The 22,718-nt window shown below is 66.9% G+C and carries 30 protein-coding genes; 19 read left to right on the top strand and 11 right to left on the bottom strand.

Translation table 11 applies throughout. The annotated features are described in order from the left end of the window. Positions 1-41 precede the first annotated feature (41 nt). Positions 42-455 carry an NUDIX domain-containing protein gene (locus tag E4V99_RS12680; protein WP_209305630.1) on the top strand — a complete coding sequence of 138 codons (414 nt, stop codon included), beginning with the start codon at positions 42-44 and terminating at the stop codon, positions 453-455. A gap of 6 nt (positions 456-461) precedes the next feature. Here E4V99_RS12680 and E4V99_RS12675 read toward each other — a convergent pair whose 3' ends face one another. Both E4V99_RS12675 and E4V99_RS12670 read right to left on the bottom strand, forming a co-directional pair. Beyond that, on the bottom strand, positions 462-749 hold the full coding sequence (locus E4V99_RS12675) for a helix-turn-helix domain-containing protein (protein ID WP_135117488.1): 288 nt from the start codon (positions 747-749) through the stop codon (positions 462-464). After that, positions 746-1,150, bottom strand: coding sequence for a VOC family protein (locus E4V99_RS12670; protein ID WP_135117487.1), 405 nt, complete (start codon positions 1,148-1,150; stop codon positions 746-748). Before E4V99_RS12670 ends, E4V99_RS12675 begins: the two co-directional genes overlap by 4 nt. A 139-nt stretch (positions 1,151-1,289) precedes the next feature. On the opposite strand from E4V99_RS12670, the gene E4V99_RS12665 reads away from it, so the two are divergent. Both E4V99_RS12665 and E4V99_RS12660 read left to right on the top strand, forming a co-directional pair. Further along, positions 1,290-1,673 carry a metalloregulator ArsR/SmtB family transcription factor gene (locus E4V99_RS12665; RefSeq protein ID WP_135117486.1) on the top strand — a complete coding sequence of 128 codons (384 nt, stop codon included), beginning with the start codon at positions 1,290-1,292 and terminating at the stop codon, positions 1,671-1,673. Further along, complete coding sequence (locus tag E4V99_RS12660; RefSeq protein WP_135117485.1) at positions 1,670-2,170, top strand: SRPBCC family protein; 501 nt, start codon at positions 1,670-1,672, stop codon at positions 2,168-2,170. The genes E4V99_RS12665 and E4V99_RS12660 overlap by 4 nt, the downstream gene beginning before the upstream one ends. 48 nt (positions 2,171-2,218) lie before the next feature. On the opposite strand, the gene E4V99_RS12655 is transcribed toward E4V99_RS12660, so the two are convergent. Beyond that, a complete protein-coding gene (locus tag E4V99_RS12655) occupies positions 2,219-2,488 on the bottom strand; it encodes a hypothetical protein (protein WP_135067296.1) in 270 nt (89 codons plus the stop codon). 209 nt (positions 2,489-2,697) lie between these two features. Between E4V99_RS12655 and E4V99_RS12650 the strand changes: the two genes are divergently transcribed. Together E4V99_RS12650 and sigJ are read left to right on the top strand one after the other, a co-directional pair. Continuing rightward, on the top strand, positions 2,698-3,465 hold the full coding sequence (locus E4V99_RS12650; protein ID WP_135117484.1) for an NAD-dependent epimerase/dehydratase family protein: 768 nt from the start codon (positions 2,698-2,700) through the stop codon (positions 3,463-3,465). 80 nt (positions 3,466-3,545) lie between these two features. Then, positions 3,546-4,433: an RNA polymerase sigma factor SigJ gene (gene sigJ / locus E4V99_RS12645; RefSeq protein WP_135117483.1), complete on the top strand. Its 888-nt coding sequence runs from the start codon at positions 3,546-3,548 to the stop codon at positions 4,431-4,433. Between the two features lie 60 nt (positions 4,434-4,493). On the opposite strand, the gene E4V99_RS12640 is transcribed toward sigJ, so the two are convergent. From E4V99_RS12640 to E4V99_RS12630, 3 genes are all read right to left on the bottom strand, one after another. Continuing rightward, on the bottom strand, positions 4,494-5,255 hold the full coding sequence (locus E4V99_RS12640) for an SDR family oxidoreductase (RefSeq protein ID WP_135117482.1): 762 nt from the start codon (positions 5,253-5,255) through the stop codon (positions 4,494-4,496). Between the two features lie 76 nt (positions 5,256-5,331). Next, complete coding sequence (locus E4V99_RS12635; protein WP_135117481.1) at positions 5,332-5,745, bottom strand: hypothetical protein; 414 nt, start codon at positions 5,743-5,745, stop codon at positions 5,332-5,334. After that, the gene (locus E4V99_RS12630; RefSeq protein ID WP_135117480.1) at positions 5,742-6,617 is read right to left on the bottom strand and encodes an RNA polymerase sigma-70 factor; all 876 of its coding nucleotides are present in this window, start codon (positions 6,615-6,617) and stop codon (positions 5,742-5,744) included. Before E4V99_RS12630 ends, E4V99_RS12635 begins: the two co-directional genes overlap by 4 nt. Positions 6,618-6,870: 253 nt before the next feature. Between E4V99_RS12630 and E4V99_RS12625 the strand changes: the two genes are divergently transcribed. The 7 genes from E4V99_RS12625 to E4V99_RS12595 all read left to right on the top strand — a co-directional run bounded on the left by E4V99_RS12625 (position 6,871) and on the right by E4V99_RS12595 (position 12,201). After that, positions 6,871-7,821, top strand: coding sequence for an alpha/beta hydrolase (locus E4V99_RS12625; RefSeq protein ID WP_135117479.1), 951 nt, complete (start codon positions 6,871-6,873; stop codon positions 7,819-7,821). Positions 7,822-7,858: 37 nt separating this feature from the next. After that, complete coding sequence (locus tag E4V99_RS12620; RefSeq protein ID WP_135117478.1) at positions 7,859-8,605, top strand: alpha/beta hydrolase; 747 nt, start codon at positions 7,859-7,861, stop codon at positions 8,603-8,605. A gap of 57 nt (positions 8,606-8,662) precedes the next feature. After that, positions 8,663-9,448, top strand: coding sequence for an NAD(P)H-binding protein (locus tag E4V99_RS12615; protein WP_245233181.1), 786 nt, complete (start codon positions 8,663-8,665; stop codon positions 9,446-9,448). A 104-nt stretch (positions 9,449-9,552) separates the two neighbouring features. After that, positions 9,553-9,726 carry a helix-hairpin-helix domain-containing protein gene (locus tag E4V99_RS12610; RefSeq protein WP_135117477.1) on the top strand — a complete coding sequence of 58 codons (174 nt, stop codon included), beginning with the start codon at positions 9,553-9,555 and terminating at the stop codon, positions 9,724-9,726. Between the two features lie 125 nt (positions 9,727-9,851). After that, positions 9,852-10,307, top strand: a complete 456-nt coding sequence (locus tag E4V99_RS12605; RefSeq protein WP_135117957.1) for an ASCH domain-containing protein — start codon at positions 9,852-9,854, stop codon at positions 10,305-10,307. 90 nt (positions 10,308-10,397) lie between these two features. Further along, a complete protein-coding gene (locus E4V99_RS12600) occupies positions 10,398-11,051 on the top strand; it encodes a DUF6226 family protein (protein WP_135117476.1) in 654 nt (217 codons plus the stop codon). Positions 11,052-11,292: 241 nt separating this feature from the next. After that, positions 11,293-12,201, top strand: coding sequence for an oxygenase MpaB family protein (locus E4V99_RS12595; RefSeq protein ID WP_135117475.1), 909 nt, complete (start codon positions 11,293-11,295; stop codon positions 12,199-12,201). A 123-nt stretch (positions 12,202-12,324) separates the two neighbouring features. On the opposite strand, the gene E4V99_RS12590 is transcribed toward E4V99_RS12595, so the two are convergent. Then, positions 12,325-13,092 carry a ferritin-like domain-containing protein gene (locus E4V99_RS12590; protein ID WP_135117474.1) on the bottom strand — a complete coding sequence of 256 codons (768 nt, stop codon included), beginning with the start codon at positions 13,090-13,092 and terminating at the stop codon, positions 12,325-12,327. 201 nt (positions 13,093-13,293) lie between these two features. On the opposite strand from E4V99_RS12590, the gene E4V99_RS12585 reads away from it, so the two are divergent. Next, the gene (locus E4V99_RS12585) at positions 13,294-13,944 is read left to right on the top strand and encodes a hypothetical protein (protein ID WP_135117473.1); all 651 of its coding nucleotides are present in this window, start codon (positions 13,294-13,296) and stop codon (positions 13,942-13,944) included. A 67-nt stretch (positions 13,945-14,011) separates the two neighbouring features. On the opposite strand, the gene E4V99_RS12580 is transcribed toward E4V99_RS12585, so the two are convergent. Next, entirely contained in the window at positions 14,012-14,413 is a 402-nt protein-coding gene (locus E4V99_RS12580) for a hypothetical protein (protein WP_245233180.1), read from the bottom strand. A 369-nt stretch (positions 14,414-14,782) separates the two neighbouring features. Between E4V99_RS12580 and E4V99_RS12575 the strand changes: the two genes are divergently transcribed. After that, on the top strand, positions 14,783-14,986 hold the full coding sequence (locus E4V99_RS12575) for a hypothetical protein (RefSeq protein ID WP_135117472.1): 204 nt from the start codon (positions 14,783-14,785) through the stop codon (positions 14,984-14,986). Between the two features lie 90 nt (positions 14,987-15,076). Continuing rightward, the gene (locus tag E4V99_RS12570) at positions 15,077-15,304 is read left to right on the top strand and encodes a DUF1653 domain-containing protein (protein ID WP_135117471.1); all 228 of its coding nucleotides are present in this window, start codon (positions 15,077-15,079) and stop codon (positions 15,302-15,304) included. A 230-nt stretch (positions 15,305-15,534) separates the two neighbouring features. Here the strand turns inward: E4V99_RS12570 and E4V99_RS12565 are convergent, their stop codons facing one another. Continuing rightward, on the bottom strand, positions 15,535-15,795 hold the full coding sequence (locus tag E4V99_RS12565) for a hypothetical protein (protein WP_135117470.1): 261 nt from the start codon (positions 15,793-15,795) through the stop codon (positions 15,535-15,537). 129 nt (positions 15,796-15,924) lie between these two features. Between E4V99_RS12565 and E4V99_RS12560 the strand changes: the two genes are divergently transcribed. Both E4V99_RS12560 and E4V99_RS12555 read left to right on the top strand, forming a co-directional pair. Further along, positions 15,925-17,052, top strand: a complete 1,128-nt coding sequence (locus E4V99_RS12560) for an ImmA/IrrE family metallo-endopeptidase (protein ID WP_135117469.1) — start codon at positions 15,925-15,927, stop codon at positions 17,050-17,052. After that, complete coding sequence (locus tag E4V99_RS12555; protein ID WP_135117468.1) at positions 17,049-17,570, top strand: DUF4411 family protein; 522 nt, start codon at positions 17,049-17,051, stop codon at positions 17,568-17,570. Before E4V99_RS12560 ends, E4V99_RS12555 begins: the two co-directional genes overlap by 4 nt. A gap of 103 nt (positions 17,571-17,673) precedes the next feature. On the opposite strand, the gene E4V99_RS12550 is transcribed toward E4V99_RS12555, so the two are convergent. Then, positions 17,674-19,287, bottom strand: coding sequence for an ATP-dependent helicase (locus E4V99_RS12550; protein WP_135117467.1), 1,614 nt, complete (start codon positions 19,285-19,287; stop codon positions 17,674-17,676). After that, a complete protein-coding gene (locus E4V99_RS12545; protein ID WP_135117466.1) occupies positions 19,284-20,918 on the bottom strand; it encodes an AAA family ATPase in 1,635 nt (544 codons plus the stop codon). The genes E4V99_RS12550 and E4V99_RS12545 overlap by 4 nt, the downstream gene beginning before the upstream one ends. A gap of 207 nt (positions 20,919-21,125) precedes the next feature. Here E4V99_RS12545 and E4V99_RS12540 point away from each other — a divergent pair, with 207 nt between their 5' ends. Together E4V99_RS12540 and E4V99_RS12535 are read left to right on the top strand one after the other, a co-directional pair. Then, positions 21,126-21,977: a hypothetical protein gene (locus E4V99_RS12540; RefSeq protein WP_135117465.1), complete on the top strand. Its 852-nt coding sequence runs from the start codon at positions 21,126-21,128 to the stop codon at positions 21,975-21,977. Between the two features lie 269 nt (positions 21,978-22,246). Then, positions 22,247-22,645, top strand: coding sequence for a hypothetical protein (locus E4V99_RS12535; RefSeq protein WP_135117464.1), 399 nt, complete (start codon positions 22,247-22,249; stop codon positions 22,643-22,645). Positions 22,646-22,718 lie beyond the last annotated feature (73 nt).

Raw genomic sequence — 22,718 nt, 5'->3', positions numbered from 1 at the left:
CTTACGACGGGGCCGATGGGCGGATCCTGTACCGTGCCACCGTGACCTCCGTTCTCCACCCCGCCCCTGCTCGCCGCATCCACGTCTCCGCGGCGGTCATCGTCGACGCGGAAGGGCGACTGCTGCTCGTGCGCAAGGCCGGGACGACGGCGTTCATGCAGCCCGGCGGCAAGCCCGAGCCGGGTGAGTCGCCGAGTGAGACCCTGAGCCGCGAGCTCGCCGAGGAAGTCGGCGTCTCCGTGGCGCCGGCCGACCTCTCCTCCCTCGGCACCTTCACCGCGGCAGCGGCGAACGAACCGGGTTTCGTCGTGGTGGCCGAAGTGTTCGCCGCCGACATCGGCTCGCAGCATCCGGCCGTGGGCGCCGAGATCGCCGAACTGCGCTGGGTGGGTGCCGATGACGCGGACGGCATCGACATCGCCCCGCTGGCCCGCGAGCACTTCCTCCCCCGCTGAGGCCGGCTATTCGTCCACCTGGCCGCCGCCCCAGCGCTCCAGCGCGACGATCGCCTCGCGGAGGGCAAGCCCACGCTCGGTCAGCGCATAGGCCCGCGTGTTGTGCCGGAGCGGCAGGCGGGACAGCACGCCGGCCGCTTCGAGCTCGCGTAGGCGCGTCGCGAGGATGTTCGTCGGCACTCCGAGGTCGCGCTGCAGGTCGCCGTAGCGCCGGGGCCCGTCGAGCAGGCGCGCCACGATGAGCAGGGCCCACCGCGGTCCGACGACGTCGAGGGCCGCGGCGAGGTCGCTCACGCTGTGGCGTCGGCGTTCGGCTTCATCCAGAACGGCGAGTAGTGGTAGCCGTCGGGGTCGTCGAACTGGCGCTGGTACATGAACGGGTAGTCGTCGGTGTCGCCGATCCGCCCGCCGGCGGTGCCGGCGTGCTCGACGAGCGCGTCGACCGCCTCACGGCTGTCGAGGTCGAAGGAGACCGTGACCTTGGAGGGCGTGTCGGGTCCGCCGACCAGTTCCTCGGAAGCGCCGATGCTCGCGTACATCTCGCGGCTGCCGAGCATGACGTACTGCTCCGGCGCGATCGCGAAGCACGACACATTGTGGTCGGACATCTCGGTGTTGAGGGTCCAGCCGAGGGCGGTGTAGAAGGCGGTCGCGCGCTCGACGCTCTCGACCGGGCAGGTGATGAAGAGGCTCATGCGGTAACACTTGCAAAATACAAGTGGGTCGTCAAGAGCCGGTCGCGCAAGGCGAGGCCACGGCGACCAGCTGCTTATCCCCTCCCCTCTCGGCTCCGGCCCTCTCGACAATGCGTAACCTGGCGGTTACGCTTCCCGGGTGGACGTCTTCGAGTGTCTCGCCGACGCGACGCGTCGCCGGCTGCTGGCTGCGCTGGCACACGGCGAGCACACCGCCGGCGAGCTCGCCGGGCGGGAGCCGATCAGCCGCCCCGCCGTCAGCCGCCATCTCCGCGTGATGCGGGAAGCAGGCCTCATCGGCGTCGCCGCCCACGGCCGTGAGCGGCGGTACCGCCTGCGGGCGGGGACGCTCGAACCGGTGCAGACGTATCTCGCGGCGCTGATGCATCCGCCCGTGCCCGAGTCGGCGTTCGACGCCCTCGACCTCGAGGTGCGCCGGGCTTCGCGCGACCAACGCCGGTCCGACGGTCCGCCGAATCAAGCCGCGGGCGCACCATCCATCGACACCGAGGAGATCGCATGAGCATTCCCACTCCGACCGGGACGGTCGGCGAAGGTCCGCGGGGACGGGAGGTGCAGTTCGTCCGTCGATACCGCGCTACGCCGGATGCGGTGTGGGCCGCCCTCACCGAGTCCGATCGGCTGGAGCGCTGGATCGGCCGGTGGGAGGGTGACTCCGCCACGGGCAGGGTCACCTTCTTCATGACGGCCGAGGGCGATGAGGTCGAAGGCGAGGAGGTGTCGATCGTGGAATGCGACCGGCCCACCCGTTTCGCCGCCGACACCCGCGTCGGCGACCAGCAGTGGCACCTCCGCTTCGAGCTGGAGCAGGAGGCGGGTGGCGTGACGGTGCTCACCTTCGCCCAGATGCTGTCCGATGACGACGTCTCGAGCGTCGGCCCGGGATGGGAGTACTACCTCGACCGCCTCACGGCCGTGATGGACCGGAGCGACGTCGATGCGGTCGACTTCGCGGACTACTTCCCCGCGATGAAGGACTACTACGCGGCGCTTTCCTGACCGGACTCCCGCCATCACGAGGGGGCGGAGAGCACCCCGTCGGACGACCTACCAGACGATGCCGCCGCCCATCGAGATGCCACCCCACGTGAGCGCCACGAAGATCGCCGCGAACACGACCGGCGCGATGCCCGTCCCGCTGCGCGCGAGCCCCTTGAGAAGCGCGATCACGGCAAGGATCGCGGCGACGATCGAGAGGCCGCCACCGAGGATCAGCCCGATGAACAGCGGGATCGGCATGAGGACGAGGCCGGCCAGAGCGAACCAGAACGCGGCCCAGGCCGCCGGGTTGGTGCGGCGTTCCACGTAGGAGGACATGCATCGATTATCCCGCGTCCCGGCCGCTACGCGCGGACGCTGCGTCAGCCAACCGAGGCGAGCCCCGGGGTTGCGGTGACGGTGGTCACGACGCGCGCGCTCAGGCGAGACCGACAGCGTCCACCGATTCGCGACGGTGTCACAGATCGGCTCTCTCGGCGGTCATTCCTGGCAGAGGCCCCGCTGTGGGCCGGATCGGAGACCGTGACATGAAGATCGTCGTCGTCGGAGGCACGGGGTTGATCGGCGCCCGCACAACGGCACTGCTCAGATCGCGAGGCCATGACGTGATCGCGGCAGCGCGGTCGACCGGGGTGGACTCGTACACCGGCGAAGGACTCGACGACGCGCTGGAGGGCGCAGAGGTGATCGTCGATGTATCCAACTCGTCGTACACCGACGAGGCCGCCGCCCGCGAGTTCTTCTACGCCTCGACCTTGAACCTGCTCACCTTCGGTGCTGCGCACGGAGTCCGTCACAACGTCACCCTGTCGGTCGTGAACACCGACAGGCTCGCGCGTGCTCAGGGCGGGTACTTCCAGGCGAAAGCAGATCAGGAGAAGCTCGTGACGACATCGGCGCGGCCGTACACGCTCGTCCACGCGACGCAGTTCTTCGAGTTCGTCCGCAGCATCACCGACTCCGCCATGCACGGTGGAGTCGCGCGGGTGGCCGACGCGCTCATCCGGCCGATGGCCGCGGATGACGTCGCGGCGGCGGTGGCGGCCGCCGCGGAGGCCGAGCCGCGCCGCGGCATCGTCGAGCACGCCGGGCCCGAGGTCTTCGAGCTGCGCGATCTCGCCGTGCGTGAAATGAGGTGGCGGCGGGACGACCGCGAGGTGGTCGCCGATCCGCTGGGCACGTACTTCGGTGCCCAGCTGTCCCGTCGCGATCTCCTCCCCGGCCCGGGCGCGCATCTCGCCGCGACGCGGTTCGAGGACTGGCAGCAGCAGGGGCGCCTCGTCGGTTCGCGCTGACGGGGGCCGGGCGCGACGGCGGCTTCCGCGCGGAGACAGGGCGGAGTAGCGTGTCGGCCGGTTCAGGCAGCGGAGGTGACATGAGCACCCACATCGCCGGCGACGACGCTGTGACGGTCTTCGACGCCGAACGACGACGGCTGTTCGGAATCGCCTACCGGATCCTCGGGTCCGCGCCCGACGCGGAGGACGTCGTCCAGGAGACCTGGATCCGCTGGCAGGGCTGCGACCGTGGCGTGGTCAGGAACACCGCAGCGTTCCTGACCACGGTGACCACGCGCCTGGCGATCAACGAACTGCGCAGCGCGCACGCGCAACGGGAGACCTACATCGGCCCCTGGCTCCCGACTCCCGTCGACACCTCGAGCGATCCGACCCTCGGGGCTGAGCGCGACGAGGCGCTGAGTCTGGCCGTCCTGCTCCTCATGGAGCGGCTGACGCCGCCCGAACGCGCGGCGTTCACCCTGCGCCAGGCCTTCGACTACCCCTATGGGCAGATCGCGGAGATCCTCGGCGTCACCGACGTCCACGCCCGCCAGTTGGTGAGCCGCGCGCGCACACACCTCGAGGCCGCCCGCACGCACAGCGTCGACGGCGAGAGACACCGCCGCCTGTTCCGGGTGTTCCTCGCCGCCGCCCGCGGCGGCGATCGTGCACGTCTGGAGAGCCTGCTGGCCGAGGATGCGGTGAGCTACACCGACGGCGGGGGCGCAGTGCACCGCACGGCCCGCCGGCCGATCGTCGGCCGGGACACGCTGGTGCGGTTCCTCCACGGGGTGTCCACGTGGTTCTGGGGCGACGTGGAGGTGGAACTCGTCGAGGCCAACGGACGGGAATCGGCCCTTCTCCGTCGCGAGGGGTCGGTGTTCGCGCTCCTCACGATCGCGGCGCGGGAGGAGCATGTGTCGCATGTCCTGTGGGTGATGGCGCCGGACAAGCTGGAGCCGCTGCGCCGCGCGGCCGCGTGAGGCCCCGGCATGCTCGCTCCGGATGCTGCGGGGCGCCTGTGCGGGCGCCCCGCAGTGAGGCTACCGACGGGGCGGGTTTGCGGGCAGCCACTCGTCCAGGCGCGTGGCGAAGATCTGCGCTCCGTCCACGGGTACGAGGGTCCGCTCCTCGATGTGCGCCCCGTAGTACGTCGCATCAGGATCCTGCACCACCTGCCGCGGGTCGTTCCGGAAGGCGAGGCCCCGGCGCACGAACTCGTCCATCGTGAACTGCTCGGGGCCGGCGATCTCGATGTCGCCGTTGACCGGTGCGCCCGCCGCAGTGCGCGCGACCGCCGTCGCGACATCCTCCGCAGCGATCGGCTGCATGAGTGCGCCGGGCAGGTGCACGGTCTGGTCGCCGTCCATCGAGATGTCGGCGATGGCTCCCAGGAACTCGAAGAACTGGGTGGCGTGCACGAGGGAGTACGGGATCCCTGAGTCTCGGATGAGCTTCTCCTGCGCGCTCTTCGCGCGGAAGTAGGGAATGTTCTGCGGCCGGTCGGTGCCGACGATCGTGAGAGCGACGTGGTGACCGACGCCCGCCGCCGCTTCGGCTGCGAGGAGGTTGGTGGTCGACGTGGTGAAGAACTCCATCACGGCGTTCTCCTCGAAGGAGGGCGAGTTGGAGACGTCCACGACGACCTGGGAGCCGGCCATGGCCTCGGACAATCCCTCTCCGGTCAGACTGTCCACGCCGGTGCTGGGCGCCGCAGCCACGGCCTCGTGCCCGTGCTCCCTGAGCTTCGCGACGACCTTCGAGCCGATCAGACCCGTGCCGCCGATGACCACGATCTTTGCCATGTCCTTGCCTCTCCGTTCCGTGGCGCCCCAGCGGCGCCTCGCAAGTCATGACCGCGGGAGTGGCCGATGTGTGACGTCACGAGGATCTGTTCCAGTGCACGAGCTTGTCGGGGTTCACGACCACCCACATCATGGCGATCCGACGCCCCCGAAGCGCCGTCACGACCACGGCGACCACCTCCGCGCCGCGCCGGACGACGAGCGCCGGAGCGCCGTTGACGGAGGCCACCGTCGCCGCGGTGCCCGCGTCGCGCGGCAGCACATCCACGAGAGCGGCCGCGGCGGCATGGCGGCCGCGCACCGGTGCCAAGGGTGCTGACACGCGTCCACCCCCGTCCACGACGAGGGTCACCGCCCTGTGCAGCGTCTCCGCCACGACCTCCGCACGGCCGTCGGCGACGGCATCACGGAGAGCGTCGAGTGCAGAGCGGCGGCGCGCGGACCTCCCCCACACGCTCCGTGCCCACGCCGACCCCAGCGGGGTCGTCATCCCCCCGCCGGAACGACGTGTCGCAGCTTGTCAGGGCTCATCACCCAGAGAAGCTGCGCGATGCCGTCGGCGGCCGACGTGATCGTGACGATCGTGGTGACCTCTCCCCCCTCGGAAAGCGTCGCGGCGGGCTGGCCGTTGACCTGCACCCAGCCGATCGTCTTGCCCGTCCAGAAATGACTCGAGAACGCCGCGACGAATTTCGCCACGCGTCCGCGGCCGTGCACGGGAATGCGCGCGGCGAGCTTGACGCCATTGCCGTCGGTGTAGCTGACGACGTCCTCGATGAACAGCTCCTCCAGGGCCGCGACGTCGCCCCCTCGCGCGGCCGTGAGGAACGCTTCGAGGAGTCGTCGCTGATCCGGAGCGGGTGCAGGGATGCGCCGACCCTCGGCCAGGTGGCGGCGAGCGCGGCTGACGAGCTGACGCGCGCTCGTGACGCTCGATCGGACGATCTCCGCGATCTTGTCGTACGGGTAGTCCAGGGCTTCCCGCAGCACGTACGCCGCCCGCTCGGTCGGGGTCAGATTCTCGAGCAGCAGAAGCACAGCGAACTGCAGGGCCTCCCCACGCTCGGCGCCGAGCGCGGGGTCGTCTTCGGTGTTGACCGGCTCGGGAAGCCACGGGCCGATGTAGATCTCCCGGCGAGCGCGCGCGGACTGCATCTCGTTGATGCAGAGCCGCGTGGTCACCGTCGTGAGAAAGGCGGCAGGTTCCCGCACGACGGCATGGTCGCTGTGCTCCCACCGGATCCACACCTCCTGCAGGATGTCCTCCGCATCCGCGACGGTCCCCAGCATCCGATAGGCGATACCGAAGAGCCGTCGTCGCTCGGCGCCGAAGACCTCTGTCGGCGTGCGCGGGTCGGTCATCGCCTGCACCTCTCTTCCTCCCATGGCGTCCATTCGCACTCCGCTCCTCACTGCGTTCCCGGCACGCACCATCGGCGCCCCTGGACCGGTTGACCGGACAGCACGTCACGTTGTGACACGACACGCCGGGGCTACCCCCGACCGGCGCCGGATGGGGCGGAATCCGCGGCGTCGGTCACACGTGGCCGCTGCGGCCGGTCATAACTCTCAACAGCCCGCCCCGGCTTCGGCCGATCGACATGAGAGGAACACCATGCCCGAACCCGTCCTGGAACCCGACGCCCAGGCGTTCGCGGACGCCGCCGCCACGCCTCCCCGCCTCGCCGACCTCGGCGTCGACGGCGCGCGCGCCCTGCTCGACAGCGTGCAGGCCGAACCCGTCGACAAGCCCGACGTCGACGAGGAATGGATCACCGTGCCCGCCGACGTCGGGGACGTGCGCGTACGCGTCGTCACGCCTCCCGGAGCGCACGAGCCCCTCCCCGTCCTGCTGTACGTGCACGGGGGCGGGTGGGTGCTCGGCAACGCCGGCACGCACGACCGCCTCGTGCGCGAGCTCGCGGTCGGAGCCGACGCGGCCATCGTCTTCGTCGAGTACGACCGCTCCCCCGAGGCGCGCTACCCCGTCGCCATCGAGCAGGCCTACGCCACCGCCCGCTGGATCGTCCGCCATGGGGTCGAGAAGGGCCTGGATACGCGGCGCGTCGCCGTCGCCGGCGATTCGGTCGGGGGCAACATGGCTGCCGCGCTCGCGATCCTCGCCCGCAAGCGCGGCGACGTGTCGTTCATCCATCAGTCGCTCTACTACCCGGTCACGGATGCGGCGCAGAACACCGAGAGCTACCGCGAATTCGCCGACGGCCCGCACCTCACGGCGAAGGCCATGGCGTGGTTCTGGGACTGCTACCTGCCCGACACTTCGCGCCGTGCAGAGTCCACGGCCTCCCCGCTGCGAGCCGACCCCGAGGAACTCACCGGGCTCCCGGAGACGCTGCTCATCGTCGACGAGAACGATGTCCTGCGCGATGAGGGCGAAGCCTACGGGCGGAAGCTCATCCAGGCCGGCGTCCGCACCACCCTCGTCCGCTACGACGCGACCCTGCACGACTTCATGATGCTCAACCCGGTGCGCCGCACCGCCGCGAGCACGGCCGCGATCGATCAGGCCGTCTCCGCCCTGCGCACGGCATTCGCCTCGCGCTGATCATCCGCATCCCTCTCCCACGAAAAGGAACAGAACAATGACCGAGCCCCAGCCCACGATCGTCCTCGTCCACGGCGCCTTCGCCGAGTCGGCCTCGTGGAACGACGTCATCGCACAACTGCAGGGTCACGGCCTCGCCGTCGTCGCCGTGGCCAATCCGCTGCGGAGCCTCGCCGGCGACGCCGCCTACGTCCGCGACGTCATCGCCTCGATCGGCGGACCCGTCATCCTCGTGGGCCACTCCTACGCCGGGATGGTGATCACCGAGGCGGCCTCGCGCAACGACGCCGTCGTGGCGCTGGTGTACGTCGCCGCCTTCGTGCCCGACACCGGGCAGAGCGCCTTCGAACTGTCGGCGAGCGAACCGGGAAGCACCCTCGGCGACGCGCTGGACGCGTATCCCGTCCGCAGCGGCGGCGACGAGTTCGTCATCCGGCAGGATATCTTCGCCCAGCAGTTCGCCGCCGATGTGCCGCCGGCGCAGGCGACGCTGATGGCGGCGACGCAGCGGCCGGTGACGCAGGCCGCCCTCACCGAGGGCCTCCCGACCGATCGGCCCGCGTGGCGGGACATCCCGTCCTGGCACGTCTTCGGCGAGCTGGACCGGAACATCCCCGCCGCCGTGCATCGCGCGGGAGCAGCACGCGCTGGTGCCCGGGAGACACGCAAGATCGCCGGCGCGTCGCATGCCGTCTCGGTGTCTCAGCCCGCGGCCGTTGCCGACACGATCGCCGCCGCGAGCAGGGCCTCCCTCACCGCTCGCGTGGCAGCCGCGACCGTCTGAACCCGTGGGCGGCGCCGGCTCTTCCGCCGGCGCCGCCCACTCAGCAGAAGGAGCAGAATGATGAGAATCGTCCTCGTGGGCGGAACGGGCCGGATCGGCTCCCGTGTCGCCGCGAAGCTCCTCGGGCACGACGTCGTCGTCGCCGCACGATCGACGGGCGTGGACTCGGCATCGGGGGCCGGGATGGGGGAAGCGCTGAGCGGCGCGGATGTCGTCGTGGACGTGACCCGCCCGCCCGCTTCCGAGCCGGCTGCGGCCGACGCCTTCTTCCGGCGATCCACGACCAACCTCCTCCGTGAGGGTCGGAGCGCGGGCGTTGGTCATCATGTCGCGCTCACGATCGTCGGGACCCGCCGTCACCCCGACATCCCCTACTACGCGGCGAAGGCGATGCAAGAACGCCTGATCCGCGGATCCGGCATGCCTTACACGCTCGTGCACGCCACGCAGTTCTTCGAGTTCGTGGGCGGGATCGCCGACGCAGCCACGGCCGGCGGCTCCGTGCGACTTCCGCGCTCACTGGTCCAGCCGATCGCCGCGGACGACGTCGCGGACGCACTCGTGCGCACCATCCTCGCCCCGCCCATGAACGACGACGTCGAGATCGCAGGGCCCGAGCGCTTCCCTCTCGATGACTTCGTGCGGCGAGCGCTCGTGGCACGCAACGACTCCCGCCTCGTCCTGGCGGATCACCGTGCGCGCTACTTCGGGGGACGCATCGGGACGCGCACGCTCCTGCCCGGCGCGCACGCCGCCATCGGCACCACGCGCTTCGACACGCTGCTCACCCAGCTCCGCAGCAGTGCGGTGACGGCCATCAGCCCCCTGCCCGCGGAGCTGTGATCGCCGTGGCGGAGCCGCCGCCCAGGCAGCGCGAGACGATGTATGGCCAGGCGGACCCGACTCGAGTGACCGCTGCGCAGGGTGCACGACGTATTCTGCGAGGCATGAACGCTCCCCGCCCCCTGCCGAACATCGGCGCACCAGCCGCGAGAGCGCTAGCGGAGGCGCGGGTGGAGGACCTGGATGACGTCGAGAAAGCCGGGATCGACTACCTTGCGACGCTGCACGGCGTCGGACCGAAAGCGGTGCGGCTCCTGCTCGCAGCTCTCGGCGAGTAGCTCCGCGACTGCGGCACGGACGATGGGGGCGTTCCCGTCGTATGGGGCGCAAGCCTCCGCACTTGGCACAATGGACTGTGACCTCATCACCTGCCGCCCCGGTTGACATTCACGCCGGACGACGAATGTGGCAGGAGTATGCCGCGGCGCACCCCGAGGCGGTTTCGGTGTGCTCCGAATACACGATCGAGCACTTCGGCGACTCGGAGAGACTGGCCGACGAACTCTTGACGCATGTGCTCAGCGGACGCAAGAGGGCGACCTCAGAACTCGTCGCAGACTACATCGCCCGTGGCGATGACATTCCCCGCGTCGGGTCGCACTGGATCGCCTGCGACGGGCGTGGTGTGCCCAGGATCATCATTCGGACTGTGGAGCTGCGCCTCGGTCCGTTCGCAAGCGCGGACGCCGCGTTCGCTGCGGATGAGGGCGAGGATGACCTGAGCCTGGCGAACTGGCAGCGTGAGCACCGTCGATATTGGACGCGCGTTGCACAGGCACAAGGGCGCGAGTGGTCGGAGGACGAAGAGATCGTCTTCGAGCGCTTCCAGGTGGTCTGGCCCCCGCAGCACACGTCCTAGAGAATCTCCCCTTCGCACTCGGCGCGACCGGTGGCGTCACGGCTCTCGCCGACGTCGCCCCCGGCGGACGCGGTGCGGCAGGATGACGGGGTGAGTTCCTACGTGCGTCCCTCGATCGATGGGCCGGTGTTCCGCGACGCCGACGGTGAGGTCATCGAGTACGGGAACCGGTGGGGCGGGTCACCTCCCGAGGACACCTACTCGGTGGACACGCACCCGGAGAGGTTCGCGCCGCTGCACGCCGTCGCGGACGCCCTCATCGCGCACCTCCGTGAAACCTACGACGTCGAAGTCGATGAAGGCGTGGAGACGGCGGCGGATCTGCTTCACCCCGCGTACCACGACGTGGTGCGCGCAGTGCGGATCCGACCGAATGATCCGGCGGCCGCATCCCTGACGTTGGTCTTCACCGCGTACCCGGGGATCTACATGCACGCCGGGCTGCTCAACGACTTCCATTACCCGGTCTGCGGCTGCGACGCCTGTGACTCGACTTGGGAGGGGGAAGCCGACGACCTCGAACGACAAGTGCTCGCCGTCGTCACCGGGCACTATCGCGAGAGCATCAAGGGCGGCATCCGTCCCTTGGTGGCGCACAGCTTCACCTACCCCGACGGGAGCGGGCGGAGTGGGGAGTCCCGCGCGCAGGACCTTCCCGCGGCACGCGTCAAGGCGGCTCGGCCGATACTCCGCAACGCCCCCGGCGGGTGGGCTGCATGGCCTCGCTCGGCCTCATGCTCTTGATCTGTTCCGGGCGACGGGCCGATCGCTTGCCGCGGGCCCGCCACGCGAGGTAGGTCGACGTCGAGGGTTGCAGTTGCCGCTCGTTCATTGAGCATTCGCTCGCGCGGGTCATACGTGCGCTCGTCGTGGGGCGTTGAAATCGCCTTGCTCGCCAGAGGCACGGCGCGCGCCAGAACCCCTCGTGGGCTCGAGATGGGCCCTCCCTGCGCCGGTCTTCCAGCGGGCGTGGCACGCTGGAGCCATGAAGGGTCCCTCTCTCCGCGCGCGGCTGCTCACGGCGCTTTCGGGCGATCCGGACGGCACGCCCCGGTGGGTGCGTGAGCTCGCCGAGGGCGACGACGACGGGTACTTTCCCGACGGGGGCGCGGTCTGGACGGTCCACGCCGGCACCGCGACCTTCGTCGCCGGCATCCGGGCGCTGCTCATCCAAGCCCTCCACCCCGGCGCGATGGCCGGCGTTCACGACTTCTCGCGCTACCGAGAGGATCCACTAGGCCGACTGACGGGCACCGTGCGGTGGATCATCTGCGTCACGTACGGCTCGACGACGCAGGCGAAGCAGGAGACGGCGCGCGTGGGCCGGCTGCACGAGCGCGTAGCGGGAACCTACGCGACGGATGCCGGGGCTCATGCCTACTCGGCGTCGGACGCCCGTCTCGTGGAATGGGTGCACCTCGCCTTCGCAGACGCGTTTCTGGGCGCGCACGAGCGGTGGGGCGGTCCGATCCCTGGAGGTGCCGACGGATACGTGCGCGAGTGGGCGACCGCTGGGCGTCTCATGCATGTGGAGAATCCGCCCGAGACCGAGGCCGACCTGAGGGAGAGGCTGCAGGGGTTCCTCGACCGTGCAGAGCTCCGCCGCGACGAGCGCGTCGACGAGGTCGTGCGGTTCTTGCGTGACGTGCCCTTCACCGGCTCGATGCGACTTGCCTATCGCGTGCTGTTCGCCGCCGCTGTCGCGAGCCTGCCGCGGCCGTACCGCAAATTGCTCGGGGTGCGTCGCACCGTCCTGCCCGTCGTGACGGCGACTCGCATCGTGCTCGCGGTATCGCAGCGCGCGCTCGGCGCGGGCCCTCGCGCACAGGATTTCGCTCGAGAGCGGCATCGCCGCCTCGCGCACGAACAAGCCGGGGCCCATCCCGCAGAGTGAGGCTTCGGCTCCCCGGCCGTTGAATCGCCCCGCTCCCCATCGAGGAACCACGCCACGCGGCTTCACAGCGCGCAGGGAGCGCCCGTTTGACGACCGGCTTGCGAGTGCCCGAATGGCAAACGATCAGGGCCTTCGCGATGTGAGCGCGGCTGCTGCGGCGCGTCGGAATGATCGCAACGCAAAGCCCCAGTACGAGCCAGGGCTGAGGCCGCAGGCGCGCAGCGCCGCCCGATGGTCGATTGCCACCACCGTCGCGGCTCCTACCGCGACGCTCCACCACGCCACGAAGACCAACCCGCGTGCCGCGGTGGGCGTTGAGGCGAATCCGACCCTGAGTTGATCGATCTGGAATGCCAGGTGGTGCTCCTCGTCGAGTGCAATCCTCCTCCCAATCGCCCGGACGACCTCGTCCGGGCCGGAACGCGCGAGCATGACGAAATACGGCATGGCAACGGCCTCCGCTGCCAAGAACAGGGCCAGCTCGGTTCGCAGACCGAGCAGCCGCCGCAAATGCGTGAACGTTCGGTCCGACCAGTGAGCCGGCAGCGGGGCCGCGCCCAGGTGCCGCAGACCACGTTCGAACAGCTCAGAGTGCAGTTGCTCCTCCACGACGAGCATGCGGAGCGCTTCCTGTTGCGCCGCGCTGCATCCCGAGGCCTTGCGCAACAGGTGCTGTCCGTCGCCACCCTCGCCCAGCTCGAACCTCTGGAACGAGTGAACGATCGCAGTCCGGACATCATCGGCGAGATCTGCAGCCGAGTCCCAGTCCACGCTGGCCTCGATCGCCTCGTGCCGGGCACGGTTGCTGGCGAAGTGGCCCACCCAACGGTCAAACTGATGCGCTGTGGACGTAGCTGCACTGACAGCCACCACCGGAGTTCTCATGTTCATCGCTGATCGCGTCCATGCCAGGGGCCGGTGGGCCGCGTGCCGCTGCGAGCTGGGAGCGGTTGCCGGTACGCGTTCATATGCTCAATGTGCCAGAAGCTGAGGGCGTGACTCCAACCAAACACACGAGGACGGATGAGCCCGCGAGGGGACCCTTTGCGATCTGCGCGACATGGGCGCGGTGCGGAGGATAGCGTCGGGAAGGTGACGGCCCATTCGATGGATGATGCCCGCTCGAACCCGACGGAAGCCCGGAGTGTGCGCGACCCGGGAGCCGCGGTGGCGGTCTTGCTCGGCGGCATCCTGGCTCTCCTTCTCGGGTCGCGGACACTTGGCCTCGTTCGAGAGACGCTGCGCTTCAACTGTTCGTGGGGTATCGGCGGGGAGTGGGGGCCGGAGGGCACGTGGGTGTGCGCCGACGGCATCGGCTACCTCGGGGCGGCTGTGGGGCTCGGCGGCATGTCGGCTCTGCTGGTGGTGGCCGGGCTGCTGGTCGCGGTGGCGAGGCCCTCGCGCGGTCGTGTGTTTCTGGTGTTGGCCGCGATCTCGATTGGGTGGATCGGATGGTGGACGTACTATGCCGCGACCGCATACTCCGGGTCCCGGCCAGCCGGCGAAACGGGATGGGGTCTGTGGGTTACGGCCGTGATGCCCGGCATTATCCTGTGCGCGATCGGCTTGGTTGTCGGAGCCGTCGGCGCCCTGACGTTGCACCGATGGTCATCGGTCGCACTGTGGTGCGGGATCGGCCTGACGATCGTCGGGACGGCGCTCCAGCCAGGCATCGGCATCGCGACGCTCGTCTCGGCCGGGATGCTGGCAGCGGCTGAGATCGGGCGGGAACGCGTACGCTAAGCCACCGCGATTCGAGCGCTGAGACAAGCGACGCGAAATCCGGGGAGGGGCCTGCCGCGATCCCCTGTTAGGGGATGTAGGTGTTGTTATTGATCCCGAGTTGGAACAGCTCCCCACCCCAGAGAATCTGGGCGGCGATGATCCCTGCCCCGGAAGCAACAATCACCGCGAGGATCGCAGCGGGAATGCCGCGCTTCCCGTAACTCCACCATCCCAGGAGCAACAGGAGGATGAGCCCGATCAGGTGGGCAAGGACGAGCGGAACGCCGCCGATGACCTCCGCAAAACCTGCCATCGTCGTGCCAGCAGATAAAGCCTTGGGCTGTTCCGTCTGCGCTTCGAACTGTGCGAGTCCGTACCAGACCCACGCGACGGCCGACGCGATGACGCCAAGCGACGCCACGATCCAGAAGGCTATCCGCGTGCCACGCGAGCCGTGATCAGTTTTCACCTCTGCGGCGGCGCTCACGCGGTCAGCCTACTCAGGACGTGCTTGGCAGACGTGCGCGCTCGCGGGCCGGCAAGCGGTCGAGGGAGTAACGGGTTCAAGTCCCGTACCCCATTCCGTGTCGGCGAGCTCGTCGTCCTGCCGACCCCGGCGCGCTTCGCATAACGATCGGGAACACGAGTTTCTCGGATCAGCGGGACGTTCCTATGCTGAGGCGATGTCGGGAGCAACGAGGATTGGTGCCGCGCCTCGTCAGCGGTCGCGGCTGCGAGGCGGGCAGATCTTGATCGCCACGCTGATCGTGATCGCCGCACTCGGCCTGGCATGGTTTGTCGCCGTGCCAGTAGGGCCGTCGTGTGCCCAGCGATCATGCCACCCGCAACGAACTGCATGCCCTCCTACCGTGCGGGCACAGCGGTCGTCCTCACTGTCGTCAGCGTTGCGGTCTACATGGCGACCGTCATCATCGCCCTCACGATCGGTCGACAACGCGCTTGCCTGACGACGACAGGCATCGTGATGCTCGGGCTCCTGCTTCTGGCGGCCTTGCCGGTCACCGGCTTTCTTCCCGGGTTTCCGTTGTCGGGATTCTGACCCCAAGCTGCGCGCGATGACCCATGTTTGTTCGCCCTGCGGATGGCACCCCGTCACACATCGCGACCCCGAGCCCCGTACGATCGCGGAATGCCGTCACCGACACCCACCGCCGTTGAGCCCGGCATCTACCAGCACTTCAAGGGTTCCCGCTACGAGGTGATCGGCGCAGGACGACACAGCGAGACCGGCGAGCACCTCGTGTTCTACCGCAAGCTCTACGACGATTACAGCTTCTGGGTGCGCCCGCTCGATATGTTCCTCGAGTCCGTCAGCCGCGACGGTTACGAAGGCCCCCGGTTTATCCGAATCGCCTGACGACGCGACGGAATGCCCCGCCCCGGCCTTGGCGCCATCGTCCATCACGAGAGCACCTACGCGCGAACACCGCTCATGCCGGAAACCTGCGACCGTTGGAGGACCGTCTTTCGCGCCAGTCGTGTCATCAGTCACAGGTTTGACTTGGTCCACCCGGTTCGACGGGTTCGGTAGATGCTTTCGTGAAACCAAGGAAGGCCAGCAGCATCGGAGAGCCGTCCTGTCATTCGTTAGCTCAAGGTGGCCAGCGGCGCCGCAAGGACCCCAGCTCCCGTCGCCCAGATCGTTTCGAGCAGGTACTGCCAGAACTTTCGTGGGGTGTTGGTCGTGCTGTTGGTGTTCGGCTTCTGAACTGCGTCCATAGGCTTCTCCTTTCGCTTGCAGATGCGACGTTCGCCAAGAAGGCGCACGAGAGCAAGGATCAGGGCGACCGCCAGCCACACTGCGCCGAGCCCGAGGTTGCGGGTGGACTCGCTGGCACCTTGAACCAACGACCTCATCATCATGGCCGGGACGAACCGTCATGGTCGAGTGTCCTCCCGCAGGTTCGTAGCCATTTGGAAGCGACGTTGTCGCCGCGGATCCTCGGCGGTGTCGGGTTCACGGCTTACGCTCTCCCCATGGGGACGGTGACAGTCAGCGCTGTGCGGCTGTCCAGCATGCTTTCCAACCGGCATCAGACGCCAGCAGATCTCGCCGCCACGATGACGCTGTCCGTCGAGCCGGATGCTTGCGTTGCTGAGGACTCGGAACTCACCCTCGATGACCTCGTCCACCTTGGGAAGTTCTTCAAGCGCCCCTGGTCGTATCTGCTGATCGATGCTCCTGAGGTGATCAGCTCGGCTGGGCTCGACAACCGGTCGCTTCGCAACCAACGCGCGGCGCCGTCGGCGGCACTCCTCGATCAGATCGACAAGGTCGCCGAGATGCTTGCGACCGCTGCAGACCTCTTCCCTGAGACTCGATACGAAGTGCCGGACGGTATTTCCACGCAGACGCCGCCGAAAACGGCGGGGCGTGCTCTCCGTGGCTTCCTCGACGTTAGCGAGCATGAGCAGCTCGCAACGAAGGACGAGTTCGCAGCACTTCGCCTCTGGAGCGATGCGCTCCAACGACGGGGCGTCTACGTTTCGCAGCGTCGCCTCGACGACGACACGGTGCGAGCCTTCAGCCAGGTTGACGGTGCGCATGCTGTCGTTGTCGTCGACACCCGCGACAGTGCGTATGCGCGGATCTTCTCGCTGATCCACGAGTACACCCACATCGTGCTTCGGACCGCTGGTATCTGCGACCTCGACGACCATTCGCGTGTCGAGCGCTTCTGCAACGCGGTGGCGGCTGCCGCGCTCATGCCCGCCCGGCTCGTGAGGAAGGCGCTCCGGGACCGCAGCTTCTCTGGCGTCACCGAAACCGACGATGAGTTGCTGCGGCTTCTTAGCCGCGAGCTGCACGTGAGCCAGGCGGCGTTGCTCATCCGCCTGCGCGAACTCGGAACGATCTCCACATCCCACTTTGACGAGATGGAGCGTCGTCGCTCGGATCGCCGATCGGATGAGGAACGCACACCGGGCGGCACGTACTACCCGCCGCGCATCAACAGGGTGGGGCGGCGCTTCGCACGAGAAGTCTTTGGCGCGCTCGATGGTGGCGAGATCGATCGTCAAGATGCGAGCGCCGCGCTCGAGATTGGTGAGCACCTCCTCGCGACGTATCGTGTCGAACTCCGAAAAGGCGAGTCCCGGTCATGAACGGCGGACCAGGACTGTTCGAGATCGAGGCAAGGTACTGCATCGATACGAACGTGCTGGTCAGCTTCCTGAGCGAGTCCGACGCCGAGTATTACGGCGCCGACATCTTCCCCGAACACTGGGCGCTCATTGAGCGTCTGGTCACGAGCGGCGAGATGGTCGCGCCAAGGCAGATCGAGTACGAACTGACTGGTCATGCGAAGAAGCACGCCAAGATCGGCCTATGGCTGCGACGAAACGACCACATGTTCCGTGACCTCGGAGGGTCCGACGAGTTGCGGCTCGCGAAGGCCATTGTCAACAAGTACGACGCATACGGGCGGAACACGAATTACCTCGGCGACCTTGAAGTGATGGTGCTCGCCGGGGCGCGCGGGCTCACCGTTGTGTCGATGGAGGTTGGACTCCAGCAGGCAGGACAGCGTCGGCCCAAGATCCCGAATGTCTGCGCCGACTTCGGCATCGCCTGCCTCTCGGTTTCAGGGTTCCTCCGGGCGGAGAAGCAACTCGCGAAGTAGCCGCCGGCAGTTTGTGCCGTCGATCCTCACCTCTCGAGAGATCGTTCATCTGAATATTCTGCACAGCACGTTCCCACCGCAGACGGCGCGATCACTTGGTGCTCTAGGCTGCTGCCGCGAGCTGATCCCACCATCTACTGCGCGGCGCGGACTTGGTCGTGCCATACTTCGTTTTCACCGTTCTCGATCGCGAGACAACGAGGCCTCGCTTTGCCCTGGAGAGCATCACCATCAGGGCCCGTGCTTCTTCGGGGTCTTCTAGCGATCGGTAGTCCGGCACGTGGCCTTCTTCGAGCCCGATTACAAAGACCCAATCGAACTGCTGTCCCTTGCCGAGATGAGCATTCAGAACGTGAACTCCTGGCGGGGCAACATCGGTGACATCCACTGCTTTCGTCCGAGCCAGGACCGCACGCACGCCCTCGCCTTCCGAGGCACGTTGCCTGAGCAGGTCGATTGCATCACCGAGAATGTTTGCCGTATCGACGTCGTCGTCGCCGGCGAGGCCATGTAGGCAGCGCTCGTTGAGCATGCGGAGCTGATCCTCGAGCGGAAGGGTGGCCGCGATGCCCGTTGCCGCGGTGCGTAGTGCGGTCAGCAGGCCGGGGTGATCGAGCGCCATGTCCCAGAATTGCAGCGGTACGTCGTCGACGGCTGACAGCTCCCGGTCGAGCGGTCCGCGTCGCCAGCCAGATCGTGCGATCACCGCCACAGCAGCCTGAGGACGCTTACGAGCTATCCCCACTGCTAGCTCGGCGATCTTCGAGGCTTCGTCCTCTTCGCTATCGAAGACGTAAGCGCGAGTTCGTTGGCCGGATCCCCAGGCGGAGGGGTCCGCTGCGTGTAGTTCAGTTGCGCCGATGGGCACCCCGACTGCGTTCACTATCGCGAGAACTTCGGGGGAAGATCGATACGAGACGTTCAGATCGACGCGTGTTGTGCAGCGATCTCGGAGGGCCGCGATCACAGCATCGGGCTGCGCTCCGGCCCACGAATAGATGCCTTGGAGCGGATCGCCCACGTATGTTCCGCGACGGGTGCAAGCTCGCGTGACGATGTCGAACTGCTGTAGCGACAGGTCCTGAAACTCGTCCACGAGGACGGCATCGAAATGTGACTGGTAGAGCCGTGCCACACCTGGGACATGGAGAAGCCGCTGCGCATGTCGAATGAGATCCTGGTAGTCGAGCCGGTTGGCGCTTCTACGCACTTGCTCGACCGCTAAGGCGAGTTCGTCCCCACTGCTTCGGAGCTGCGCGTCGATCTCTACGTCGCTAATGGGACTTGACTTGACCTCGAGCAGCCGAGACTCCGCGGCCTTTCGAGATTCCCATCCAGCACCTATCTGGGACACCGCGTCCCCGAACCATCGCTTCGTGGGCATGACGAAGTCCTTCGGGATGTCCAACGTTGTCGCGTGGGCCCTGACGATCCTTCCGGCGAGTCCGTGGAAGTTCAGCACGGTAACGAATCGACTGGTGAGTTCGGGGCCAAGTCGCTCCTGGATGCGTTGGCGCATGTTGTCGCGAGCCCGCTTGGAGTATGTGATAGCAAGTAGGCGACGCCCAGGGAGGATGCGCCCTTCGCGCACGAGAAACTCGGCGCGCATCGCGAGCAGCTCCGTCTTGCCACAGCCAGGTGGCGCAATCACCAGCACTTGATCGTCGAGGCTCTCGACGGCCTCCATTTGGCGCTCGTCGGCGACCAATTCGGTCACAGTTGCTCCACGTAATTGAGGAGGCCATTGATAGCGGGCATCGCCGAAATCTGCTGATCCGTTAGATGAAGGCCGACCGCGACCGCGTTCGTTACCTTGTCCTTCTTGACGAACGCTTCTAGTTCCGTGGGCTGAACACTTGCCACATTCGAGGCGCCGGTTGACTGCAGAATTGACTGTTCTTTGACGCCCTCCGCGATGAGTGCGGCAGCGACCGCGGGTGCGCCCATTCCGAGCACGTACTCGCCCTCAAGATCCGTCGCGCAGACGAACACTCTGCGAACATTGACGTCCTTCGGTTTCGCTCCGAGTCCGTTGATCCAGCTGCCGCTCTCCGCCGCGTCAACTAAGCCCATCAGGTCAAGCGCGAACCCGTCGGGTCCGAGGAGCCGATTGACATGGCGGAACTTTTCGGCCCCGCCGATGTCAAGAACTGCGACTCCGAGGCGGTCCAGGCTAATTCCGCGTGCGCGCGCCGCCGCTTCAACGATCGCTCGATCAGCCGCACCTTCCACGATGAGGGTGTGCGGTGCGGTCAATGATTCAAGGAGGTGCGGCGACCACCAGTTGGCCTTCTCCTTCTGGACTGTGTTGAACCTCTTCCCGGGAATCTGACGAACCGATCGATCCGCTCTGACGACGGCAACATGCCGCGGCTCGAACCGTTGCATCACGTAGGGCGAGTGGGTGACAAGCAGACGCTGAGTCGGGCTACGAGCAAAGAGCTCAGCGACAGTTCGCTGACTCGACGCGTGGAGATGTAGTTCGGGCTCGTCCACTGCAACGATGTTCGCGGCTTCGCGAGCCAAGTCGAAGAAGCTCATCGTCATGAGCTGCCGCACGCCGTCGGACTGCTCGTCAAGTGCAGCGTGCGAACCGTCACTCTTCTTAAGAAAGAGGTTGACGGCCTCGAGCATGTCCTTTCCTGGGTCGGCCGCCGTTCGCAACGCAAGATCGTCGACGGTGACACTCTTGGGCATCGACTGGGAGAGGTGGCCAGCGATTGTGGAACGTAGGTCACGGAGAACCTGGCTGGCGTCAAGTCCGTTGTTGAAGTCCTCGAGAGACGCCTGTAGGCCTTCCTCTTCGTCACCGAGCTCAGTCGCGGCGAGGAGCGTGCGAAGGGGGCTGCGGCGGCCGCTCATGTATTCCAAAGTGGTCGAACGCGCTGCCGCAAGGTAGTGCCATCCGATGACGGCGAGCTGCTCTCGGCTGACTGACCGACCACTTGTCTCGGGGAAGTATCGTCGAACGACAACCGATTGGTCGTCATCCTCGCTCACGCGCACCTCGAGTTCGATTGTGAGGGTTTCGTCGGCGTCGCCGATCACGTGAATGTCGTCCGGAAAGTTGGCTCGCTCGTCATCAGTGAAGTCCACCAGCACAGCCTTGACTGTCAGAGGCATGGCTTGGTCGGCGATGTCGGCGACGCCGAGGGATGTGTAGATCTGCTGGATCGAGGCGCCGAGCAACAAGTTGATGCACCCCAGGATTGAGGTCTTCCCAACATCGTTGGGTCCGACTAACACAAGGTGCTCGCGTACCTCAATCTCGACGTCGGGGAATCGACAGTAGTTCTTGATCTGGAGCGCCTTTAAGCGCATTGTTTCCCACCTCGGCGTGTTGGCCACGGCGGAACCGGTAGCCGTTCTTCCTGCTCTTGCACCTACAGTGCCAGCGACCACAAAGGTTGGCTTGTTGCGACGCGACGCGAATGCGCAGAAGACGCTGCTGATGGGACACTCTCAGCCCGGATGCGCGGGCGGGGCCAGTGCGTCTGAGCGCCGAACGGAGGGGCCGAGTTCCTCTAGAGTCACAGCCGGGGGGGTGATCACGGCTTGGATCCACAGTTGGCTGTGTTGTTTGCGGTTCTGAGTGCGGTGTTGGCTGTGGTCGGGATTTTGCTCGGGATTCGAAACTGGGTGTACGGCGGCAGTGTGGTCCGCGTCGAGTTCGAGCTTGCGCGCACAAGCTCCTGGGGTGCGATCATCACTCGTCCGATTGCGGCGTGGAAGAGCAGTACGGGGGAGGAACTGCAACCGAGCAAGACCCTGCCGGGCACCCAGGTGGACTTGGCGAAGGTCACCGTTCGCAACTTGGGGCGAACCTCCGCCACGGTGTACGACGTTGGTCTGCGGATCGGGCGTCCACCTTCGGCGCGTGGATCTTGGACAGCTCAGCCACAGTTCTTCACGGACGCCGGAGAAACGGAAGATCGCGTGCGTCTTGAAGCGCACGACGTGCGGGTCTTCTACTTCCACATAATTCCGATACTGCGTGGAGCTCGTATCCAGTTTGGTGAGGGAGATCTGGCTGTCCGGGCTGCTGTCAACACCGGCGTCGGAAAGTGGCGGCTCTCGCGAAGATGGCGTCGTGGCCGTTGGAATGTATGGGTAGTTCAGGGCGATCAGGATCGATCGATAATTGGCAAGCCGCTGACGAGCCGGGAACAAGCCCGCCTGTGGGTCGAGTTGTTGCGTGACTTCGATGGAGCCCGTGAAATATGGGTGCGTCAGATCGCTGACCAGGCAGCGGATGAAGTCGATGCAGGATTGAGTCGCGATGAGGTTTGTGCGCGTGTGCTCGAAACTCATCGACTCTTCGGTACCCCGCCCGACCAGCGCGCTGAAGAGTTCTACATCCGGATGCTGGTTGACAACCTGATAGCGCTGCGCGACCGCGAAGAGTGAACCGGATCGCCAATCCTTCAGGCGGAAGCTTCATCTCGCACGCTTTCGTTCCTGTTTCGGGCAATGCCCGTAGGGGATCCCTACGGGGCAACGAAAGCCCGCAGGCCGCCGGGGAACCGACGCCAGCGCTCGAAGGATGGGAAGACCTCGACGGCTTCCTCGGGATGGGAGAGAGCGAGTGAGATCATCCCCTGCGCGCTTGTCACGATCGCGCGCGGGCTGTTCGGTTCGTGCCGTAGCATGCACCGGTTGGGGAGATGGGGGAATCAGTGACGATCAACTGGCTTGGTGACGTCGTCATGCCGCTTGGGGTGTTGGCGATATCGCTGATCGTCTCCATCGGCATTGCCGTGGCGAGCGGATCAGCCGCTCGGAGAGCCGTCGTCTTTCAGCACGACGTTCGATATGCGGACGAGTTCCTCGGAACCCTGGAGATGAAGCACTGGAGTGATTTCATCCGGCCAACCACACAGGAGGCATACGCTCTGAGCGCGCGGATCAACCAGGCCCGGGTGCGATTCACCTCGCGGGCCTCGGGCGGCGCGGATACGCATCTTGCCGGATACCTGAGCCAGCGGGAGCAGATCATCTCGGCTGCGCAGCGCAACTACTTTCGTCAGCTGGATGCGCTCGGCGCCCTCGGGTTGGGGCAGTTGAGTCCCGCATAGTGGTGTAGTGCACGGTGGTCCGGCTCGTCGCTCATGACGTAGACGCGGTCACCGTGTGATCCTTCGAGGAATC

Source organism: Microbacterium sp. dk485 (assembly GCF_004570445.1).
GTDB classification, from domain to species: domain Bacteria; phylum Actinomycetota; class Actinomycetes; order Actinomycetales; family Microbacteriaceae; genus Microbacterium; species Microbacterium wangchenii.
Note: the sequence above shows the minus strand (reverse complement) of the source record. Positions and strands in the feature narration are given on the sequence as shown.

What these genes read in the sequence shown, in the direction of transcription:
- E4V99_RS12660 (WP_135117485.1), top strand. Translation starts at nt 1,670, where the DNA reads ATGAGCATTCCCACTCCGACCGGGACGGTCGGCGAAGGTCCGCGGGGA.
- E4V99_RS12595 (WP_135117475.1), top strand. Translation starts at nt 11,293, where the DNA reads ATGAAGGGTCCCTCTCTCCGCGCGCGGCTGCTCACGGCGCTTTCGGGC.
- E4V99_RS12620 (WP_135117478.1), top strand. Translation starts at nt 7,859, where the DNA reads ATGACCGAGCCCCAGCCCACGATCGTCCTCGTCCACGGCGCCTTCGCC.
- E4V99_RS12670 (WP_135117487.1), bottom strand. Translation starts at nt 1,150, where the DNA reads ATGAGCCTCTTCATCACCTGCCCGGTCGAGAGCGTCGAGCGCGCGACC.
- E4V99_RS12570 (WP_135117471.1), top strand. Translation starts at nt 15,077, where the DNA reads ATGCCGTCACCGACACCCACCGCCGTTGAGCCCGGCATCTACCAGCAC.
- E4V99_RS12625 (WP_135117479.1), top strand. Translation starts at nt 6,871, where the DNA reads ATGCCCGAACCCGTCCTGGAACCCGACGCCCAGGCGTTCGCGGACGCC.
- E4V99_RS12630 (WP_135117480.1), bottom strand. Translation starts at nt 6,617, where the DNA reads ATGACCGACCCGCGCACGCCGACAGAGGTCTTCGGCGCCGAGCGACGA.
- E4V99_RS12650 (WP_135117484.1), top strand. Translation starts at nt 2,698, where the DNA reads ATGAAGATCGTCGTCGTCGGAGGCACGGGGTTGATCGGCGCCCGCACA.
- E4V99_RS12615 (WP_245233181.1), top strand. Translation starts at nt 8,663, where the DNA reads ATGATGAGAATCGTCCTCGTGGGCGGAACGGGCCGGATCGGCTCCCGT.
- E4V99_RS12635 (WP_135117481.1), bottom strand. Translation starts at nt 5,745, where the DNA reads ATGACGACCCCGCTGGGGTCGGCGTGGGCACGGAGCGTGTGGGGGAGG.
- E4V99_RS12610 (WP_135117477.1), top strand. Translation starts at nt 9,553, where the DNA reads ATGAACGCTCCCCGCCCCCTGCCGAACATCGGCGCACCAGCCGCGAGA.
- sigJ (WP_135117483.1), top strand. Translation starts at nt 3,546, where the DNA reads ATGAGCACCCACATCGCCGGCGACGACGCTGTGACGGTCTTCGACGCC.
- E4V99_RS12590 (WP_135117474.1), bottom strand. Translation starts at nt 13,092, where the DNA reads ATGAACATGAGAACTCCGGTGGTGGCTGTCAGTGCAGCTACGTCCACA.
- E4V99_RS12555 (WP_135117468.1), top strand. Translation starts at nt 17,049, where the DNA reads ATGAACGGCGGACCAGGACTGTTCGAGATCGAGGCAAGGTACTGCATC.
- E4V99_RS12640 (WP_135117482.1), bottom strand. Translation starts at nt 5,255, where the DNA reads ATGGCAAAGATCGTGGTCATCGGCGGCACGGGTCTGATCGGCTCGAAG.
- E4V99_RS12575 (WP_135117472.1), top strand. Translation starts at nt 14,783, where the DNA reads ATGCCCTCCTACCGTGCGGGCACAGCGGTCGTCCTCACTGTCGTCAGC.
- E4V99_RS12605 (WP_135117957.1), top strand. Translation starts at nt 9,852, where the DNA reads ATGTGGCAGGAGTATGCCGCGGCGCACCCCGAGGCGGTTTCGGTGTGC.
- E4V99_RS12655 (WP_135067296.1), bottom strand. Translation starts at nt 2,488, where the DNA reads ATGTCCTCCTACGTGGAACGCCGCACCAACCCGGCGGCCTGGGCCGCG.
- E4V99_RS12560 (WP_135117469.1), top strand. Translation starts at nt 15,925, where the DNA reads ATGGGGACGGTGACAGTCAGCGCTGTGCGGCTGTCCAGCATGCTTTCC.